The following is a 19,827-nucleotide window of genomic DNA, read 5'->3' on the forward strand; positions in this document are numbered from 1 at the left end:
TAAACTTTTTACCATATATTGGGCGCATGAATTCAGCCTTCTACCTCCCACGCCAACTTGTCGATGATCAGGGCTTCTATAGCGAATCGGAGCTCCTAGCCGCGTCGAGGTACATTGTTGTGCTGGCGGAACCAGGTGGGGGAAAGACAAAGCTATTAGGCAGTCTTGCCAGCCAGCTAGGAACGACACCCGTTACGGCAAACAAATTTTGGTATATGGGCGCGCAAGCAAGCAATGCGCCGCTTGTCATAGATGCCTTTGACGAATTAGCAAAAATAGACGCCTCAGGCATTTATAAACTATTGGGTAAAGCCTCTGCTACCAACCCAGCGTATGTGGTGGTGTCTAGCCGCTCTAGCGAGTGGGATAACACCGCAACAAATGCATTCAAAGACTTTCTCGGCCAAACTCCTTTAGTAGTCCGCTTATGCGAGTTCGACCTGGTGCAGCAGCGTGCGATTTTCGAGCATTATGCGCCAGCGGAAGACTTTATAGCATTTCACAGTGAAATCGCTCGCTTTGACCTAGACATACTACTTCCCAACCCGCAATTTCTTGAACTATTTACTGAAGCTTATATTCAGAGCGGGCGGCGTTTTACGGACAAACGTTCGATCTTTGAACGTGCGGTCGAAGGTTTAGCAAAAGAACTTAATGAGCAAGTCTCCATAAAAAGCTCACTACCCTTTGCTAAAAAAATTGAGATTGCTTCCGAAGTATTTGCAAAACTCCTTTTGTCTGGGGCCGAAGGCATTGGCACACACGACGCTCTTGAAGCAAGAATATACCCTATACTCGCATCGCTCGTTGATAGCGAAACCATGGCTAATAGCATCCTCTCAACTCGTCTCTTCAAGCCAGGTGACAGTGCGGATCAACACCGCCCAGCTCACAAGATTATTTCCGAATACTGCGCAGCCAATTACCTCACTAAACGCATAGCATCCTCAACAGATCCACTGACGCTTCATCAGTGCCTAGCGATCATTGCGCCAAACTCCACAGTGCGGGACGAGCTGAGAGGCCTACTTGGCTGGATGGCTTCACTGGGTAATAAGTCAATTCAAGAAACCGCTATCGACTTAGATGCTTATGCAGTGCTCGCTAATGGAGATCCTTCACAGCTCGCCCCTTCTTCCAAGCGCATGCTTCTTAACTGCTTGCAGGATATCGAAAGCAAAGACCCTTACTTTCGCAGAGGCGACTTCTGGCGCCGTTTCAGTGTTGCAGGATTTTTTACTGAAGAAGTGGTAAACGACATTAGGCCGCTTTTGATGAGCGGGGCTGAAGGGCACTTACGAGATTTGATCCTAGAGCTTTTGGTTGGATCTCCAGTGATAAATCAATTAAGTGCCGAATTACGCCAACTAGCGTTGGCGAAGGACGAAAGCGAGAACACTCGATTACTAGCTAATAAGTGCTTGCTCGACTTAGCAGATCACGACAATCACGCTGACTTAGCGGTTCTAATTTTCGAAGCAAGCAACACCTCCCTGAGGATTGCTGCAAAAACAATCGAAACACTGAGAGCAGATTTTTTTACGATCAAATATCTCACAGGCTTCCTTCGTGTCTGTGCAAATCTATACCCACGTCAAATAGATCACCTTGAACGAGTAGTAGGAACTCGGTACTTCGTGAAAAAATTCATTGACGCAATGGATTTAACCACTATCGAATTGCTATTAGATGAATTAACTAATGATCTAATCTGTCACTGTGCTAAAGAACCTTACGAGTGTGTTTGCCGGGTTGGTAAAAGTAAAATAATTGGACTGATGCTAGATCACTATTTTTTATTGACCAAACCTCCATACGATCCAAAGCGAGTATGGACGTGGGTTAAAAACCTTAATTTCCATTTAAATATTGGAAAAAATCAAAGCAAGTCAGTTCAAGTTATGCAGGAAAATAATGAACTGCGCCAAGGAATTCTCGCTCATGTATTTGGTGAACTAAACGATCGCAAAAAAATTCGTGAAACAGAGATACATAAATTCGACTTACACTCTCATTCGGGGCTTGTCCTCAATACCATTGATCAAAAATTTTTAGTGGATCTAGCTTTTAAAATCGATAACCCTGACTTATGGGCAAGCTTCATAGCTAGACATCAGTATCATCGCAATGATGAAAAACGAGGCGCTGACAGCTTACGTTGCCATATGCGCCAACAAGCATTAGCAAATCCTGTTTTTATGAAGGAGTGGGCTAAGTACAACAGGGCTGAAGCACAATTCAAACGTGAGCACTTGGCACCAAACCGAAGGCGGAACCGCAAAATAAGGCATCACCGTAAGAAAAGAGAAAGCAACCGTGCTACGAATATCAAGTACCTTCAAGACAATCGTGAGTTTGTAGAAACTGGCTGCGATTTTAGTTTTTTGGCTCGCTTTGCAGAACTAGTTCTTTTCAAACCAGAAAAAATTGATCACGAATTTGGAGACGAGTCGCTTGTTAGAAATGCGCTCAGAAACTGCATTTATTTTATAGCTTCAGAGGTTCCCAATCTACAAAAACTCGCTAAACTCCAATGCGCTTTTAAGAGCACACAATCAGAAATGATACTGTTCGCTGCTTGTTTGGAAATTTTACGTGCAAAAGGAAGCTTAGAAAGCGTTGATATTTATCTCCTTACAGCGCTACGAACGAACATTCATATGGGCTACAGTGCCGTCCACGAAGAAGAACGTAATCAATTAAAAACCGAAGTTGATCGTTTAATTTTTCCTAATACTGCAAGTGCCAGAGACTTTCTCCGTCAGTATGTTGAGCCGCAGCTTGAGATTCCTGGTTGCAAGCATCCAGAAGTTTGGCTGTTGCGTAGTGATGAGGTATTTGCCCATTCCCGCGCAAAGCTATCCATTGAATGGCTTAGGCGCTTTTGCGAGATGGATATTGGTTCGCTAGAAACGCTATTCGAAATTGCAGCTGATCATGCAGATCACAAAGAACTTGAAGATATCATTACTGAGCGTTGCACCGAGCTTACGACTCTCAGACCTATCTCAGCTGATGATGAAGCAACTGAGCAAAAACGTATTTTTTGGTTTTTGCGGGCATGGTACTTTCTGGATAACCCACCAGAGGCATGCTGGTCTTTTCTCAAAGCCAATAAAAACACAGTACTGTCGCTAAATCATCGGTCTGGGCGAATGAGCTTTAATGAGTCACCTTCTTGGCCAAAGTTAACAGCAGGTAAGATAGAGCTAATCTTAGATGCCTTCATAGATAAATGGCCTAAGACAGACCTGCCAAGCCAATGGGGTTCGGAAAGCCCTAATGAGGAGACGGCATATCGATTCTTGAATGAAATAATCTGGCAGCTCAGTTCAGTCGCTCCCGAACAAGCTATCCCTGTTCTTGAAAGACTCATTGCAGATTCTCGTTTTACAGATATGCACAAAGACTTGAAGAGTATTCATGCAGGTCAAGTTAAAAATCGAGCACTAAGTGATTTTGAGGCGCCAACACCCTCCAAAATTGTCGAGTTGCTAGACCAGTGCGAGATCGTATCCGTTGAGGGCTTAAGAGCACTCTTGGTTGATGAGCTTGAAACCTACCAAGCGGATCTGAATGGAAGCGAAACAACGTCGAGAGACGTATTTTATCAGAACTATGCAGAGGGAAAACGTCTTGGCGAAGTCGCAGCAACACTTAGAATTGCCGACAGACTACGCTTGCTTCTCAAAGCGCAAGGAATCACCGTTGAGCCAGAGAAGCAGATGCAGGATGCCAATCGATGCGACTTATCTTGCAGAAAAATCATAAACAATATTAGTAAGTTATTAGTAATCGAGGTCAAAGGGCAGTGGCACAAAGAGCTTTACACAGCTGCATCCACTCAACTCCATGAGCGTTATTCAATCCATCCTGACGCTGAGCATCAAGGGATTTACCTAGTTTTATGGTTTGGGCCTCACGAGAAAGTGGCTGGTCGCGCAACGCACAGCATCCAAAATGCGAATGAGCTTAAAAGCAGCATCGAAAAAACGCTATCAGATGAGCTGAGAAAACTAATAGATGTTTTTGTGTTGGACGTATCCAAAAGGACCTAATTCTCGAATATATTTTTTTCAATTCAGCACTAACGCTTAGTAGAAAGCCGTTACCGAAAGGTAGCGGCTGTTTCATACCTGAACGCCCAACGTTTAAACCGCCAGCTGCTCACGCCAGCGATCCCAGTGCGGCGTAGGCCCAACCATCTCAAACAGATGATCCAGAAAAGCACTCACCTTGCGGGTGTGCAGACGACGCTGGGCGTAGAGTACGTGGATATCGCGCCTGCCTGGCACGACTTCACAACGCCACGCTTCGAGCAGAGGCAGCAATTTGCCCGAGGCCAGCTCGTCAGCGATCAGCCAGGTGGGAAACATCACCAGCCCCTGCCCCATTAGTGCTGCACGCACCAGGCTCTCGGCATCGTTGCTATATAGGCTGCCGTCGACTTTGTAAGCAAAGGCTTGCGTCTGCTCAGCATGGTGGAAGTACCAGCGCTGGCGGCCCATTTCGCCCTGGTAGAGCAGGCAGTCGTGCTGTTCTAAGTCATCTGGGGTGTTGGGCCTGCCGCAACGCTGCAAATAGGCGGGGGCGGCAGCCACCACGTAATTCATTGACGCTAGGCGGCGCGCGACCAGCGTGGAATCAGCTAGCTCGCCGACACGAAAGGTGATATCGATGCCCTCACGTACCGGGTCAGTCAGTTGATCGGTCAGCTTCAGCTCGGCTTTAATCGCCGGGTAGCGGCGTTGGAAGTGATGCAGAATCGGCACGATTTGACGCTGGCCGAAAGCCACGGGAGCATTGAGGCGCAGCACGCCGCTAGGCGCTGTATTAGGGGCCGTTAGCGCTTCCGTCGCAAGGTCGAGTCGTTCAAGTATCTCGCGAACGTCCTGATAGTAGCGCCAGCCCGCCTCGGTCAGCGTTACGGCGCGGGTGTGGCGATAGAACAGCTGCTGGCCCAGCGCCTCCTCTAAAGAGGCAATCTGACGTGAGACCGACGACACGGCGCGATGAAAATGGCGTGCAGTGGCGGTAAAACTTCCTGTCGCGGCGACGCGTTCAAAGATGCGTAACGCATTGAGATCCATCAAGTTGCTCCTATCGCAATAAATATTTGCGATTTTTCCAATTGTAGCAATGATCCTTGGCGACCAGACTGCTTTTCATCGGGCACAAAGCACATTTCCACTGCCCGTTCCGAAAATCTTGTTTGCAACAGGAGTTAACCATGCGTAAAGGCACAGCATTACCGGCGGCAACTTAGCCAGCTACCTCACCGCTAGCGGGTGGAGTGTCTATGGATTATCTCGTCGCCCTTCTGAATAAGCAGGGGTCATTCCCGTCGCTGCCGACCTGCTAGAACGCGAGGCCACAGCTGAAGCATTAGCGGGGCTACCCATCACCCATGTGTTTTATTGCACTTGGGTGCGGCGCGAAAATGAAAAGGCTAACGTCGAGACCAACGGCGCAATGATGCACAACTTGCTCGACGCTCTGCAGGGCGCAAGCTTGGCGCATGTCTCGTTGGTGACCGGCACCAAGCAGTACCTGGGTGCCTTCGAGAACTACGGTAGCGGCAAGACCGAGACGCCGTTTCGTGAATCAGCGCCCCGGGTACTTGGCGAGAACTTTTACTACACCCTCGAAGACATCATGTTCGCGACGGCGGAGCGGGACTGCTTTAGCTGGAACGTTCACCGTCCGCACACGGTGATCGGCTATGCCCGCGGTAACGCCATGAACATGGGCGTGACGCTGGCGGTTTACGCCTCTATCTGCAAGGCAACGGGTCAACCGTTCACCTTCCCTGGCTCGCAGGTGCAGTGGAACGCCTTGACCGATCTAACGGATTCTCTCGTGCTGGCGCGGCAGATGGAGTGGGCAGCCACAACGCCCGGTGCCCATAATGAAGCCTTTAACACGGTCAATGGCGATGTATTCCGCTGGCGTCGACTGTGGCATGAAACTGGCGAATTCTTCGAGCTCAAAGTCGCCGACTGCCCGGAAACTCCTCAGCCGCTTGAAACCCAGATGGCTGACATTGCGCCTACCTGGGCTAAGATTGCCGAGCAAAACGAGCTCGTTGAAGCCGATGTCACCCAACTGGCTTCCTGGTGGCACACCGATGCCGACCTGGGGCGCGAGCTTGAGTGCGTCAACGACGTCACCAAGTCTCGTGACTTCGGCTTTGACCACTTCCGCGAAACACGCGCAGCGTTTTTCGACCTGTTCGCCCGCCTACGCGCGGAGCGCATCATCCCTTAAGCAATTTCAGAAACGATTTCAGAAAAAATGCCAGAAACAGCAGCTCCAACAGGGCGCCTAACCGCGCCCTGTTGCTGTTTTACCAGGTTCACGTAGTTTGAAACCCACTGGCAGTGAGTTTTATTTCCCGCCTTTTCCTTGAATCCACCGGGGCATGCCTGCATATCATGGGTAACTATTGTTCATTTTTTGCTGACGAGTCTACCCATGTCGATTATTGATCCCCGTTCAGGTAAGCCGCTCACCGCGGATACTGGAAATACCGATGCTACCGCACCTACCGATGAGCGTGTGGCGGTGCGTCCTGAAGATGTCATTATTGAATTGAACGCAGGCAATATTCAGCAGGTGCTGGAAGCGTCCATGCAGGTGCCGGTACTGATGGGCTGCTATTCGCCTTCCACCGATAGCAGTCGCATCCTGCTCACAGTGCTTGAGAAACTGGTAGTGGAATACGCAGGCGCCTTTTTGCTCGGCAAGCTCGATATAGACGCGAATGCAGAAATCGGCGGCCAACTGGGCGTGCGCTCAGTGCCCGATGTGAAGCTGATTAGCCAGGGCGGCTTGGTGGATGGTTTCCAGGGAGCGCTACCGGAGAAAGAAGTACGCGAGTGGCTCAATCGCTACTTCCCCGCCCCCGGCGAAGCGCCCCCACCCCAGAAGAGCAGGCGGAAGAAGCATTGCAGGCAGGCGATATCGCGGGCGCGCGCGAAATTTATCAAACCTTGATGGGGCAGTACCCGGAACACTACGCTTATCAAGTCGCGTTCGCCCGGGCATTGGTAGCCGAAGGACGTGGCAGCGAGGCGCGTGAAGTACTGGATAATCTGCCCCCGGAAGAGCGCGATGCGGCTCCCGCGCGTGGCGTGCGCGCCAGCATTGAGTTTGGCGAACAGGCGCTCTCAGCCGAAGAGATCGCAGCCCTGGGCGATCGCACCGATAGCGAAGCGCAGTACCAGCGCGCCCTGCGCCAAGTGGCCGACGGTCATTATGATGAAGGGCTGGAGGCGCTGCTGGCGCTGATGAAGCAGGATCGCGCCTATAACGATGACGCAGCGCGTAAAACGCTACTGCAGGTATTCGACGCCCTGGGCGCCGACCACCCGCTGACCGTTGCTTACCGCCGTAAGCTTTTTGCGATGCTGTACTAAGGTCTTCTGAAGGCTTTCAATCCCGCTTCAGCAGGGAATCCATACGAGACAGCGCCGCTTCCAGCTGGGAAGCGGTGGTACCAAAGTTAAGCCGCACAAAGCCGGGGCAGCCAAAGGCCGCCCCGTCTGAAAGAGCCACCCCCGCCTCTTTCAGCAGCCTTTTATGGGGCGCATTGCCTAGGCCCGCCTCGCGTATATCCAGCCAGGCTAGATACGTTGATTCCGGCGCACTCCAACGAACGCCCTGCCAGCCAGCCACTCGCGCCTCCAGCGTCGCACGATGCTCGCGTAGTACGCTTAACAGCTCCTGCCGCCACGATTCACCTTCACGATAAGCCGCTTCCGCCGCGACCAAGCCGAGTATGTTGCTATCGGGCAGCAGCCCTTTTGCTGCGGCTGCAAAGCGCTGACGTAGAGCAGGTTCAGGGATCAACGCGCAAGCACTGGTCAACCCGGCCAAATTAAAGGTTTTAGAGGGCGCCCACAGGGTGATGGTGCGCTTGGCCAGCTCAGGAAATGCCGCCACCAGCGGCCGGTGGCACGCGCCTTCATCTAATAGCAGGTCGCAGTGAAGCTCATCGGATACCACCCAAAGATCATGGCGCTCTACCAGTTCAGCCAGCGCAGCAAGCTCTTCATGATGCCATACGCGCCCTGTCGGGTTGTGGGGGTGACACCATAGCAACAGACGGGTACGCGACGTAATCGCCGCCTCCAGGGCGTCAATATCGAGCTGCCAAGGCTCACCGGGATTCGAAGGCGCTTGGAGCATCGCCTGCTGGGGCAGACGCCCGGTGCGCTCTGCCACTGCTAGAAACGGCGGATAGATGGGTATCACTGTTAATACACCATCACCTGGCTCGGTCAGCGCGAGCGCAGCCAAATGCAAGGCAGGTACTACCCCTGGCAACCACTGCTGCCACTCCGGCTGAATGGGCCAGTCATAGTGGTGGGCGCTCCACTGGCACAGGGTTTCTGTTAACGTAGCGGGCACTTCGCCATAGCCATAGACACCGTGGGCCACGCGCGCCTGCAGTGCATCAATTACCGCAGGTGGAGAGCGAAAATCCATATCGGCGACCCAAAGAGGTAATACGTCGTCGCCGTAGCGGTGCCATTTTTGTGATGCCCAACCACCTTCTGGGTGGCGTCGCTCCACAGGCGTGGCAAAATCGTAGGCCATGAAAAATCTCACTTATTGAACAGGGGTGATGCCAAGCATGCCGCAAGATGACTTTTATACCAAGATGCGGGCGGGCCTATCGGCGCTGTTGCGGCAATGGCGCTCGCTTGGGCAAGCGAATACGGATCAGCTAGCGCTCATTTTGGCCGAAACAGCACGGGTAGCTAAATTAGGCACCCCCGACGCCACGCCCAGCGGCGCTACCCTGGAGCAGTGGAGCCAAGATGAGCTAGGTGAAATGCCGCTATGGGCGCCGCGCACTGCGGTCTTTCTGCTCAATCAAATGCCCGCTCGCCCGACCCCTGATAGCGACGCCGAAGCCTGCGCCTGGGCGTACTGCTGGCTACGCAACCGCTCGTTTGATTCACTGCAAGCGGCTCATGAGGCACTTCCCGCGCACTTGAAAGCGCCTCTGCAAGAGGCGCTAGAGGCCGCCTGGCGTGACCAGCAAGGCCTGCGCTTGGTTTAATTAAAAAAGCGCACCCTGACAGCACCCAAACAAAAACAGCAAGGATGACGCCGCATGATTGAAGTCCCTCTCACTTGGCAGCTAGCGAAATTAGGGCTCTCGATCAGCATGGTGCTGGGGCTAGGTGCGATTGCGGTGCGCGCAAGCCCGCGCCTGGCGGGCCTACTGGCGGGCTACCCATTAGGCACAGCGTTGGCGCTATTTTTTATCGGCTTGGAAATTTCCCCTCAATTTGCGACCCAAAGTGCGGTGCATACCCTGGCGGGCTTTACGGCCACAATGGCGCTAGGGGCCGGTTATTGGATGGCAGGACGCCAGCCTGGCATTAAAGGTGTCATTGGCGGCGTGGCGGGCGGCTTGGTTGCTTGGCTCGCCGTTAGCACGCTGCTCGCTCAGTTTAACTTCACGCGTTTGAGCGGCACGCTGGTGACGCTATGCGCCATTGCTCTGTTCAGTGGCTTATTTCGCAGCATTACTGATGTCAGGATACCCGCCAGCAGAACGTTTTCGTTACCGGTGCTTGCCATCCGCGCGGCACTTGCCACCGTGATCATATTTACCATTACTAGCCTGGCCCACTGGCTGCCGCCCGCCTGGGCGGGAACGTTGGCCGCCTTTCCCGTCACGATGCTGCCTTTTTTACTGATCCTACACCTGAACCATGGGTCAGCGCCGGTGGCGACGGTGATCAAACACTACCCGATGGGACTTGGCTCGCTACTGAGTTACACGCTATGTGTTTCCTATACTTACAGCACGCTGGGGCTGCTATGGGGCACATTGGCCGGCTTCGCTGCTGCCACGCTATGGCTGCTGGGGTGGATGCTACTCACTGCGTGGTATCAACGCCGCACCTCTTGACCAAGACCTCTTGACCAAGCGCTTGCTTGGGTTAATCCTAAACGTTGCCGTTGCGATTACCCCTACTAATAACCTGTTTTTTTAATAACAAGGACAAGCCATGTTTACCCGCACCATTGAGCCCGCCTTTTACGATACCGACGCCTTAGGGCACATTAACAACACACGTTTGCCTGCTTGGTTTGAGCTTGCCCGAAATGACTTATTCAAACTCTTTACCCCTGACTTAAACCCCAAGCAGTGGCGCTTGATTATGGCGCGCATGGAAGTCGACTACCGGGCTGAACTGTTTTACGGTCACGATATCGAAATACGTACTTACTTAACGCGATTAGGCAATAGCTCGTTTACAGTGACCCAAGAGGCGCGGCAGCACGGCAAGCTCACTAACCTGGGCCACACCGTTATGGTGCAATATGACCATCAGGCCAAGTGCGCCATGCCCATTGAGGGTGACCTGCGTGAGGCACTAACGTTGCACCTACAAGACGCGCCTGAACCCGCCTGATCGACGCTGCCCCGCGCTGCCGGGGCAACAGGAGCCTTATAATGGCAATCCGCTACAACCTCTGGATAGACCCCGACAACGTCGCCCAGCATCGCGCCGTGGAGGCAGACCTTGAGCGCTATTTCATTGAGCGCTTTGCCGACTATCCGCATATCCGCTTGTTTGGTGCCGACCCCTACGATTATGATGCCCCCTTCAATCGCCTTTATGACGTGCTAATGGCACGAGCCGCTGAATACTGTGAGCGGACGTGGTGCTATGTCGCGTCGCCTGAACAGCTCAATCGCTGCTTTTTCCGTGCCGTTGGCCGCTCGACTAAATTTGTTCAAGATGACCGTTCGTGAGAGACCAACCCAATGGTGATACGCACCAACCAAGCGCCTGACGAACGTCAGCTCGCCATTATTGCCCAGCAGCTTGGCCGCGCACCGCGTGGAATCGAAGCGGTCGCCGCCACCGACGGTGAAGGCACGCCGCTAGTACTGCGTATGGCGCCGATTGTCGATGGCAAACCCTTCCCCACCCTGTATTGGCTCTGTTCCGATGTGCTGAAAGTTGAGATTTCCCGCATCGAAGCCGTGGGGGTTATTAAAGCGCTCGAACAACGCCTTCAGGAAGAGCCTGAATTTCTTGAGGCTTACCAACAGAGCCATCGCGACTATGTGACCGCCCGCTGGGACGCTATGAGCGATGCTCAGCGTGAGGAAGTCGCTCAATTGGGTTATACCGACGTGATGACTAAACGCGGGATTGGCGGCATTAGCAACTGGCACCAGATACGCTGCCTGCATACTCAGTACGCCCACCACCTTTGCGGTGACAATGTGATTGGGCAGTGGATGGATGAGCACTATCAGGTAGACCGCTGTTTACCCTAAGCCCTTTTTAACCTAAGCCCTTTTTAACCTAAGCCTCGTAGTAATCTCGTTTTCTTTTTGGCTACGGTTTTAGTTACGTTCATTTTTTAACGACAGGGAATAAGCGAATGGCTCGAATTTGCGTTTATCTTGGCTCCCGTGAAGGTAATAGCCCTGCCTTCCGCCAGGCGACCAATCAACTGGGCCGCACGCTCGCTGAACGCGGCCACACGCTGGTTTATGGCGGGGCACGCGTTGGCCTGATGGGCGTGCTGGCTAACGCGGCACTGGAAGCGGGTGGTGACGTGATTGGGGTGATGCCCGATCACTTAGCCGAGTGCGAACTGGCTCACCTGGGATTAAGTGAGCTGATTCGGGTGCCCAATATGCACGAACGTAAAGCCACCATGGCGGCCAACGCCGACGCTTTTATTGCCTTACCGGGCGGGATTGGCACCTTGGAAGAGCTGTTTGAAATATGGACCTGGGGCTATCTAGGCCTGCATGAAAAACCGATGGGGTTGCTGAACATTGACGAGTTCTATTCACCGCTGCTGACCTTTTTAGACAGCACGGTTAGCCATGGCTTTTTGGCATCTCCCACCCGCGAAATGCTGCTCGATGCATCGTCACCCAATGAGTTGCTTGATGCGCTAGAAGCTCTGCTGTAGAGCTGCCGAGGAGAGATTGATTAGCGCCCCGGGTGCTCGGTGAGCTTGCGGGTATGCTGATAAGTAAGCTGCAGTAAACGGGCATCTTCACCTGCCCGGTGGCGGTGAATCCCCTGTTCGGCGATCAGCGTTTCTTTGGTATCGCTCCACAGCGCCTGCTGCTCTTCGCTAAGCAGAATCCTTAACGCCTCCAGGCGAAAACGCGGCAGCATGCCCGCGTGATGAAAAAGCAGCGACAGCCAGGTGTTATCGTACCCCCAACTATCGCTGTACGCCTTACCCAGCTCGCGTAGTTCATCGTTCAGCCAGTGGGCGACCTGGCGTACCGGATAGCCCTCCTGAATGAGGCGATCACGGGAGATACCATGCAGCAGTTCAGCCTTGGGATCCCAGTGCGTCCACTCTTCCAGCGGTTGAATGAGAAAAGCACAGCAGCTTCCATCGGCACGGGCAATGCCTACTTCAATGGGGTAGCTGCCGCGCCCAAATCCGGACGCTTCAATATCTAATACGGTGGGTAGCGTCTCGGACACAACCTTCCTCACTCAATCAATCAAAACGCGGTAACGCTTCATGCGGCGGCCACGTTATTTAGTGCCGGCTGATCCGCCTGTCGTTGCCAGTAAGACGCACGCTCGCCATCTACCGCCAAACCTAACTCACCCAAGCGATAAGCGCGGGCAAGCCGCTCCGCAGCCAGGTAATGCCCAGACTGGGCGGCGCGGGCGTACCAGGTCACCGCGTAATCTTCACGGCGCGGGTACTGAGCACAGCCGTGCTCGTGGATTTGTGCCACCTGGTACTGTGACTTTACATCCCCGGCATGCGCCGCTTCCAGAACGTACCGCGCACCGCGCGCTTTGTCCTGGGGCGTCTGGCTGCGGTGAAACAGCATATGGCCATAAACGGAGAGCGCATCTGGGTGACCCGCTTCCGCACAGCGCTTAAATAAGCGCATCGTTAAACGCTGGGTGCGCGGTGAACGCGGCAACAGCCAGTGATTATGAAACAGCCGTTCAGCTAGGCGAAATTCTAGCCGAGTAAACAACGTTGATGCCTGCAGCATGGCAAACCACCCTGCCTATCTGTTGGAACCTTGGGCTAGCAGTCACAAAAATAGCTGCCAACCACACGAGAAACCGGCCTTTAGCCGGTCGATGGGCTGGCAAGCATACGCCTGCCTTTGCGACGACTCAACCCCATTAATTTGCTGCTTGCAATGAGCCTCGCTAACATGCCATTCATACGCCGTTCACCAGCCTGGTAATGGTGACTTATCTTGTGGCAATTCCGCCTTAGTAAGGAGATAAAAATGCAAACGCGCCCACTTGGCAGAACCGGCATGAAGGTAAGTCGACTCTGTTTAGGCACGATGACGTTTGGCGAGCAAAATAGCGAAGCTGAAGCCCACGAACAGCTTGATAGAGCCGTGGCGTTTGGCATCAATTTTATTGATACCGCAGAAATGTACCCCGTCCCCCCCATGGCCAAGACCCAGGGCTTAACTGAACGCTATATCGGCAGTTGGCTAAAGCAGCGTGGCGCCAGGGACGATCTGATCATAGCCACCAAGGCCGCAGGCCCAGGGCTTGACCATATACGGGGTGGCCCGCGCTTAACCCGTGAGCAGATTCATCAGGCCATCGACACAAGCTTGGAGCGCTTGAACACCGATTACGTTGACCTTTACCAACTGCACTGGCCCGACCGTCAAACCAACTTCTTTGGCAAGCTGGGCTACGTACATAGCGAAGACGAAGATGCGACGCCGCTAGAAGAAACGCTCTCGGCTCTTAAAGAGCTGGTTGATGCAGGCAAGGTGCGAGCTATTGGACTCTCTAATGAAACGCCCTGGGGAGTGATGCGCTCATTGCAGCTTGCCGATAAGCTGGATTTACCGCGCGTGGCGTCTATCCAAAACCCCTATAACCTTCTCAACCGCTCTTTTGAAGTTGGTTTGGCTGAAATTTCCCACCGTGAAGAAGTCGGCCTACTTGCCTATTCACCGCTAGGGTTTGGGGTGCTCTCAGGTAAATACTTGAATGGCGCGCAGCCACCCAAAGGTCGCTTGACGCTTTATGAGCGCTTTAAGCGTTACACTTCGCCCGAAGCCGAAGCGGCCACCCAGGCTTACGTTGCGCTTGCTGAAAAGCATGAGCTAGAGCCTGCGCAAATGGCGCTAGCGTTTGTTAACTCGCGCAGCTTCTTGACCAGCAATATTATTGGTGCGACCACCATGGAGCAGTTGGAAAGCAATCTTGCCAGCGAGAGCCTCAAGTTGGACAACGACGTGCTAGAGGCAATCGAAGACATTCACCGCCGCATGCCGAATCCCTGCCCTTAAGCGGCTGCTGAGCTCCGCCTATAGGCAGTAAGCGGCTCTGCCAGAACTATCGAAGCTATAGCCTCGGCCTTGGCCGAGGCTTGGTATACTACGTTCACTTATGATGGCCCTAGGAGCATGCGATGCTGAGCGTTATCTCTCCCGCTAAAACGCTGGATTTTGAAACCCCACCGACCACAGAGCAGGTGACACAACCTGACTTTCTAAAACACAGCCAAGCGCTGATCACTATTTTGCGCGACTACTCGCCCCAGCAAATCAGTGAACTTATGGGCATCAGCGATAAACTGGCGGGGCTGAATGCAGCGCGCTTTGAGGAGTGGCGCCCCCCTTTCACGCTGAGCAATGCCAAACCTGCTGCGCAGGCTTTTCAGGGCGACGTTTATACCGGCCTGCAAGCGGAAAGCTTCAGCGAAGCGGAGAACCGTTACGCACAGTCGCATCTGCGCATACTTTCTGGCCTATATGGCCTGCTACGGCCGCTGGATTTGATTCAGGCCTACCGTCTTGAAATGGGCACCAAGCTGCCTAACAGTGCCGGTAAGGATCTGTATGCCTATTGGAAGCCCATCCTTGCACCTGCACTTAATGAAGCCATTGCTGAAAGCGGCTCCAACGTGTTGGTTAATCTCGCCTCGAATGAGTACTTCAAAGCGGTAGATACCAAGCAGCTCAATGCCCGGATCATTACGCCAGTGTTTAAAGATGAGAAAAACGGCACCTTTAAAATCATCAGCTTCTACGCCAAAAAAGCGCGTGGACTGATGAGCGCTTGGCTTATCCAGGAACAAGTGAACGATCCAGATGAACTCAAGGCGTTCGATGTGGCAGGCTATCGCCTCGATGCATCGGCATCCCAGGGTGATACCTTCGTTTTTACTCGCAAAGAAGCCGATCGCTAGAGCGAATGGCCTAATAGAAACGTACGGGGCGTGACGCGCGCGGCTTTAAAAAGCGCTGGTGCGCCTCTTTAAACAGCGCTGTATCGCAGCGGTGAAGCCACTCATAAGCCACCATATCTGCCGTCACCGCCACAGCACCGCTCGCGCAGGCGCGCTCACGGGCAAACGCAGCCTCTTGCGGGCGTCGACTGGCAGAGGCATCACTCAGCCAGTACAGCTCGTAGCCTGCGTCTAATAACCCCAACCCCGTTTGCAGCACGCAGATATGCGCTTCTGTTCCACACAGTACAATCTGCGCTTTTCCTGATGCGTTTAACGCTTCACGAAATTCAGTTTCCGCCATGGCCCCAAAATGCTGTTTCTGCCAGAGCTGATAGTCATTTAGGCAGGCGAGCAGTGACGCCGAGGATCCCCCCAGTTTTTCTGGAGACTGCTCGGTTAGCCATACAGGTATCTCAAGCAAGCACGCCATTTCACCTAGCCAAGCAGCCACGTTAACGGCTTCTTGACCACCATCGATCACAGGCAGTAACCCCGCCTGGAAATCGACCATTAACAGCAAGCTTTTATCGCGTTGTAGTAGCACGTTGCCACCTCATTTTTATCGTTATTTAGACGAACCATAATAGACGCGATACAAACAATAAAGCAGCCGCTTTTCAGCGACTGCTTCGGTTAACTCACCAAAAAAATGCTCGGCCTAGTTCTCGGCCGACTCTTCCATATCTTCGCCGAGCTCTTCCATGCTCTCACCGGCATCTTCTGCGGCGTCATCAATGTTTTCACCCGCTTCTTCAGCAGGGCCTTGATCGTCACAAGCGATCAGTCCGCCCGCCATCAAAGCCATAAATAGGGCAATTGCTAACTTCTTGGCTACTTGCGTCATCATACCGCTTCTCCTCCTGAGAATTTACTTCTGGGTACCTGCAGCATAATACTAGATGCTGCGTGGCAACAATACCATATCTAATACGCAACTTATTGTTATAGATATATTTAAAACAACTGCTTTAATATTACAAATAACGACAGCTTTGTCCTTCCGAACGTAGTGACGCAATCTCAACGATAGGCTGCCGATGGCTTGAGATGGCCGCGTCGCTGCGCTCCTCGCCATGACATGGCTTTTTTCTTTCCTTCCAGGCAACAAAAAACCCAGCCGGGTGGCTGGGTTTTCTGCGGTATAGGTGCCTGACGATGACCTACTCTCGCATGGGGAGACCCCACACTACCATCGGCGCTAAGCGGTTTCACTGCTGAGTTCGGCAAGGGATCAGGTGGTTCACGCGTGCTATGGTCGTCAGGCGTAACTGTTAATGCATATCATGCTGACTATTGCTAAATTGTGTGCGTCTCATTGCCAAACTTTCTGTCTTCAACAGTCAGCTCAGCGCGCGTATCCGGTTTTCATTGACGTCATCATTACGACCAGACCCCTTGGGTGTTATAGGGTCAAGCCTCACGGGCCATTAGTACACGTTAGCTCAACGCCTTGCAGCGCTTCCACACCGTGCCTATCAACCAGCTGGTCTCGCTGGGCCCTTCAGGAGGCTCTAGGCCTCAGGGATGTCTCATCTTGAAGGGGGCTTCCCGCTTAGATGCTTTCAGCGGTTATCCCGTCCGACCATAGCTACCCGGCAATGCCACTGGCGTGACAACCGGAACACCAGAGGGTCGTCCACTCCGGTCCTCTCGTACTAGGAGCAGCCCTTCTCAAACATCCAACGCCCACGGCAGATAGGGACCGAACTGTCTCACGACGTTCTAAACCCAGCTCGCGTACCACTTTAAATGGCGAACAGCCATACCCTTGGGACCGACTTCAGCCCCAGGATGTGATGAGCCGACATCGAGGTGCCAAACACCGCCGTCGATGTGAACTCTTGGGCGGTATCAGCCTGTTATCCCCGGAGTACCTTTTATCCGTTGAGCGATGGCCCTTCCATACAGAACCACCGGATCACTAGAACCTGCTTTCGCACCTGCTCGACGTGTCTGTCTCGCAGTCAAGCACCCTTATGCTCTTGCACTCAATGCACGATGTCCGACCGTGCTGAGGGTACCTTCGTGCTCCTCCGTTACTCTTTAGGAGGAGACCGCCCCAGTCAAACTACCCACCACACACTGTCCTCGATCCGGATAACGGACCTGAGTGAGAACGCCAATGATGCCAGGCTGGTATTTCAAGGGTGGCTCCCTCCGAACTGGCGTCCGGAGTTCAAAGCCTCCCAGCTATCCTACACAGGCAACATCAGCGTCCAGTGTGAAGCTATAGTAAAGGTTCACGGGGTCTTTCCGTCTAGCCGCGGGTACACCGCATCTTCACGGCGATTTCAATTTCACTGAGTCTCGGGTGGAGACAGCGTGGCCATCATTACGCCATTCGTGCAGGTCGGAACTTACCCGACAAGGAATTTCGCTACCTTAGGACCGTTATAGTTACGGCCGCCGTTTACCGGGGCTTCAATCAAGAGCTTCGCCTTGCGGCTAACACCATCATTTAACCTTCCGGCACCGGGCAGGCGTCACACCCTATACGTCCGCTTGCGCGTTAGCAGAGTGCTGTGTTTTTAATAAACAGTTGCAGCCACCTGGTATCTTCGACCGGTTCGGGCTTAGAGAGCAAGTCTCATCACCCTACGCCGGCGTGCCTTCTCCCGAAGTTACGGCACCATTTTGCCTAGTTCCTTCACCCGAGTTCTCTCAAGCGCCTTGGGATTCTCTCCCTGACCACCTGTGTCGGTTTGGGGTACGGTCGCACATGATCTGAAGCTTAGAGGCTTTTCCTGGAAGCGTGGCATCAGTGACTTCCTGACCGTGGTCAGTTCGTTTCGTGTCTCGGCCTTAAAGCATCCCGGATTTACCTAAGACGCCAGCCTACTCACTTTCACCAGGACAACCAACGCCTGGCTCACCTAGCCTTCTTCGTCCCCCCATCGCAACCATGTCCGGTACGGGAATATTGACCCGTTTCCCATCGACTACGCCTTTCGGCCTCGCCTTAGGGGCCGACTCACTCTGCTCCGATTAGCGTCGAACAGAAACCCTTGGTCTTCCGGCGAGGGTGTTTTTCACACCCTTTATCGTTACTCATGTCAGCATTCGCACTCGTGATACCTCCAGCAGACTTCTCAATCCACCTTCATTGGCGTACACGACGCTCCTCTACCGCTCATCCAAAGGATGAACCCGTAGCTTCGGTACCTGGTTTAGCCCCGTTACATCTTCCGCGCAGGCCGACTCGACTAGTGAGCTATTACGCTTTCTTTAAAGGATGGCTGCTTCTAAGCCAACCTCCTAGCTGTCTGAGCCTTCCCACATCGTTTCCCACTTAACCAGGATTTCGGGACCTTAGCTGACGGTCTGGGTTGTTTCCCTTTTCACGACGGACGTTAGCACCCGCCGTGTGTCTCCCACGCGTTACTCACCGGTATTCGGAGTTTGCCTCGGGTTGGTAAGTCGGGATGACCCCCTAGCCGAAACAGTGCTCTACCCCCGGCGGTACTACATGAGGCGCTACCTAAATAGCTTTCGAGGAGAACCAGCTATCTCCGAGCTTGATTAGCCTTTCACTCCGATCCACAAGTCATCCAAATCTTTTTCAACAGATCCTGGTTCGGGCCTCCAGTTGATGTTACTCAACCTTCACCCTGCTCATGGATAGATCGCTCGGTTTCGGGTCTATATCCAGCGACTGTGTCGCCCAGTTAAGACTCGGTTTCCCTACGGCTCCCCTATACGGTTAACCTCGCCACTGAATATAAGTCGCTGACCCATTATACAAAAGGTACGCCGTCACCCAACAAGTGGGCTCCGACTGCTTGTACGCACACGGTTTCAGGATCTATTTCACTCCCCTCTCCGGGGTTCTTTTCGCCTTTCCCTCACGGTACTGGTTCACTATCGGTCAGCCAGGAGTATTTAGCCTTGGAGGATGGTCCCCCGTCTTCAGTCAAGGTTTCTCGTGCCCCGACCTACTCGATTTCACATGATCAGATTTTCGACTACGGGGCTATCACCCGCTACGGCCAGACTTCCCAATCTGTTCGCCTAATCAGTCACATGCTTAAGGGCTGGTCCCCGTTCGCTCGCCGCTACTAGGGGAATCTCGGTTGATTTCTTTTCCTCAGGGTACTTAGATGTTTCAGTTCCCCTGGTTCGCCTCGTACACCTATGTATTCAGTGCACGATACTCATCTTATGATGAGTGGGTTTCCCCATTCAGAAATGCCCGGGTCACAGGTTGTTGCCACCTCACCGAGCCTTATCGCAGGCTACCACGTCTTTCATCGCCTCTGGCTGCCTAGGCATCCACCGTGTGCGCTTCATTGCTTGACCCTATAACCCGAAGGAGTCTGGATGTCGCAATGATCACGTTTCATTTTGCCGGATACGCTGACGCGTATCACAATTTAAGAAGCACTTCTTGCGAAGTGTTCTTGTCAGCATGATATACATTGTTAAAGAGCGACTGCTATAAGCAGTGATAAGCGTTCTTTCCTATTAAAAAAGAAAAAGACCTTTAAGCTTTAAAAGCTATTTTTTCTTTTTAACGTGAAAAAAGAGTCACTTATCACTGCGTATCAACAGCATTCTGATCAGGTAATTCATTGT

General features: G+C 53.0%; 16 protein-coding genes, 2 rRNA genes and 1 pseudogene. 11 read left to right on the top strand and 8 right to left on the bottom strand.

Annotation, left to right across the window (positions count from 1 at the left end; all coding sequences use genetic code 11):
• Nucleotides 1–119: 119 nt before the first annotated feature.
• The gene (locus KO116_RS19565; RefSeq protein WP_200897112.1) at nucleotides 120–4,058 is read left to right on the top strand and encodes a hypothetical protein; all 3,939 of its coding nucleotides are present in this window, start codon (nucleotides 120–122) and stop codon (nucleotides 4,056–4,058) included.
• Nucleotides 4,059–4,151: 93 nt separating this feature from the next.
• On the opposite strand, the gene KO116_RS19570 is transcribed toward KO116_RS19565, so the two are convergent.
• On the bottom strand, nucleotides 4,152–5,090 hold the full coding sequence (locus KO116_RS19570) for a LysR family transcriptional regulator (protein WP_035565890.1): 939 nt from the start codon (nucleotides 5,088–5,090) through the stop codon (nucleotides 4,152–4,154).
• A 337-nt stretch (nucleotides 5,091–5,427) separates the two neighbouring features.
• On the opposite strand from KO116_RS19570, the gene KO116_RS19575 reads away from it, so the two are divergent.
• Both KO116_RS19575 and KO116_RS19580 read left to right on the top strand, forming a co-directional pair.
• Nucleotides 5,428–6,267: an SDR family oxidoreductase gene (locus KO116_RS19575; protein WP_442905777.1), complete on the top strand. Its 840-nt coding sequence runs from the start codon at nucleotides 5,428–5,430 to the stop codon at nucleotides 6,265–6,267.
• Nucleotides 6,268–6,474: 207 nt separating this feature from the next.
• Nucleotides 6,475–7,418 (top strand): annotated as a pseudogene (locus KO116_RS19580) (co-chaperone YbbN).
• A 16-nt stretch (nucleotides 7,419–7,434) separates the two neighbouring features.
• Here KO116_RS19580 and KO116_RS19585 read toward each other — a convergent pair.
• Nucleotides 7,435–8,601 (bottom strand): MalY/PatB family protein, encoded by a 1,167-nt coding sequence (locus KO116_RS19585; protein ID WP_035565885.1) that lies wholly within the window; start codon nucleotides 8,599–8,601, stop codon nucleotides 7,435–7,437.
• A 37-nt stretch (nucleotides 8,602–8,638) separates the two neighbouring features.
• On the opposite strand from KO116_RS19585, the gene KO116_RS19590 reads away from it, so the two are divergent.
• From KO116_RS19590 to KO116_RS19615, 6 genes are all read left to right on the top strand, one after another.
• Nucleotides 8,639–9,070 carry a hypothetical protein gene (locus tag KO116_RS19590; RefSeq protein ID WP_035565920.1) on the top strand — a complete coding sequence of 144 codons (432 nt, stop codon included), beginning with the start codon at nucleotides 8,639–8,641 and terminating at the stop codon, nucleotides 9,068–9,070.
• A gap of 54 nt (nucleotides 9,071–9,124) precedes the next feature.
• Nucleotides 9,125–9,931 carry a hypothetical protein gene (locus KO116_RS19595; protein ID WP_035565881.1) on the top strand — a complete coding sequence of 269 codons (807 nt, stop codon included), beginning with the start codon at nucleotides 9,125–9,127 and terminating at the stop codon, nucleotides 9,929–9,931.
• 100 nt (nucleotides 9,932–10,031) lie between these two features.
• Nucleotides 10,032–10,439, top strand: coding sequence for an acyl-CoA thioesterase (locus KO116_RS19600; RefSeq protein WP_035565878.1), 408 nt, complete (start codon nucleotides 10,032–10,034; stop codon nucleotides 10,437–10,439).
• Nucleotides 10,440–10,480: 41 nt separating this feature from the next.
• Nucleotides 10,481–10,783 (top strand): hypothetical protein, encoded by a 303-nt coding sequence (locus KO116_RS19605; protein ID WP_007111787.1) that lies wholly within the window; start codon nucleotides 10,481–10,483, stop codon nucleotides 10,781–10,783.
• A 12-nt stretch (nucleotides 10,784–10,795) separates the two neighbouring features.
• A complete protein-coding gene (locus tag KO116_RS19610; RefSeq protein ID WP_035565875.1) occupies nucleotides 10,796–11,317 on the top strand; it encodes a DUF501 domain-containing protein in 522 nt (173 codons plus the stop codon).
• Nucleotides 11,318–11,424: 107 nt separating this feature from the next.
• On the top strand, nucleotides 11,425–11,967 hold the full coding sequence (locus KO116_RS19615; RefSeq protein WP_035565872.1) for a TIGR00730 family Rossman fold protein: 543 nt from the start codon (nucleotides 11,425–11,427) through the stop codon (nucleotides 11,965–11,967).
• 20 nt (nucleotides 11,968–11,987) lie between these two features.
• Here KO116_RS19615 and KO116_RS19620 read toward each other — a convergent pair whose 3' ends face one another.
• Nucleotides 11,988–12,500: a hypothetical protein gene (locus tag KO116_RS19620; RefSeq protein WP_035565869.1), complete on the bottom strand. Its 513-nt coding sequence runs from the start codon at nucleotides 12,498–12,500 to the stop codon at nucleotides 11,988–11,990.
• 38 nt (nucleotides 12,501–12,538) lie between these two features.
• Nucleotides 12,539–13,033, bottom strand: a complete 495-nt coding sequence (locus tag KO116_RS19625) for a tetratricopeptide repeat protein (RefSeq protein WP_035565866.1) — start codon at nucleotides 13,031–13,033, stop codon at nucleotides 12,539–12,541.
• 246 nt (nucleotides 13,034–13,279) lie between these two features.
• Between KO116_RS19625 and KO116_RS19630 the strand changes: the two genes are divergently transcribed.
• Nucleotides 13,280–14,311 carry an NADP(H)-dependent aldo-keto reductase gene (locus KO116_RS19630; protein ID WP_035565863.1) on the top strand — a complete coding sequence of 344 codons (1,032 nt, stop codon included), beginning with the start codon at nucleotides 13,280–13,282 and terminating at the stop codon, nucleotides 14,309–14,311.
• 122 nt (nucleotides 14,312–14,433) lie between these two features.
• The gene (gene yaaA, locus KO116_RS19635) at nucleotides 14,434–15,213 is read left to right on the top strand and encodes a peroxide stress protein YaaA (protein WP_035565860.1); all 780 of its coding nucleotides are present in this window, start codon (nucleotides 14,434–14,436) and stop codon (nucleotides 15,211–15,213) included.
• Between the two features lie 10 nt (nucleotides 15,214–15,223).
• On the opposite strand, the gene KO116_RS19640 is transcribed toward yaaA, so the two are convergent.
• The 4 genes from KO116_RS19640 to KO116_RS19655 form a co-directional block, all read right to left on the bottom strand.
• Complete coding sequence (locus KO116_RS19640; RefSeq protein WP_008956375.1) at nucleotides 15,224–15,799, bottom strand: isochorismatase family protein; 576 nt, start codon at nucleotides 15,797–15,799, stop codon at nucleotides 15,224–15,226.
• A gap of 114 nt (nucleotides 15,800–15,913) precedes the next feature.
• Nucleotides 15,914–16,102: a hypothetical protein gene (locus KO116_RS19645; RefSeq protein WP_008956376.1), complete on the bottom strand. Its 189-nt coding sequence runs from the start codon at nucleotides 16,100–16,102 to the stop codon at nucleotides 15,914–15,916.
• Between the two features lie 300 nt (nucleotides 16,103–16,402).
• Nucleotides 16,403–16,518: ribosomal RNA gene (gene rrf, locus KO116_RS19650) — 5S ribosomal RNA — on the bottom strand.
• A gap of 143 nt (nucleotides 16,519–16,661) precedes the next feature.
• Nucleotides 16,662–19,551 (bottom strand): 23S ribosomal RNA (locus KO116_RS19655).
• Nucleotides 19,552–19,827: the final 276 nt, after the last annotated feature.

Source organism: Halomonas sp. KO116, from assembly GCF_000734975.2.
Classification (GTDB): domain Bacteria; phylum Pseudomonadota; class Gammaproteobacteria; order Pseudomonadales; family Halomonadaceae; genus Vreelandella; species Vreelandella glaciei.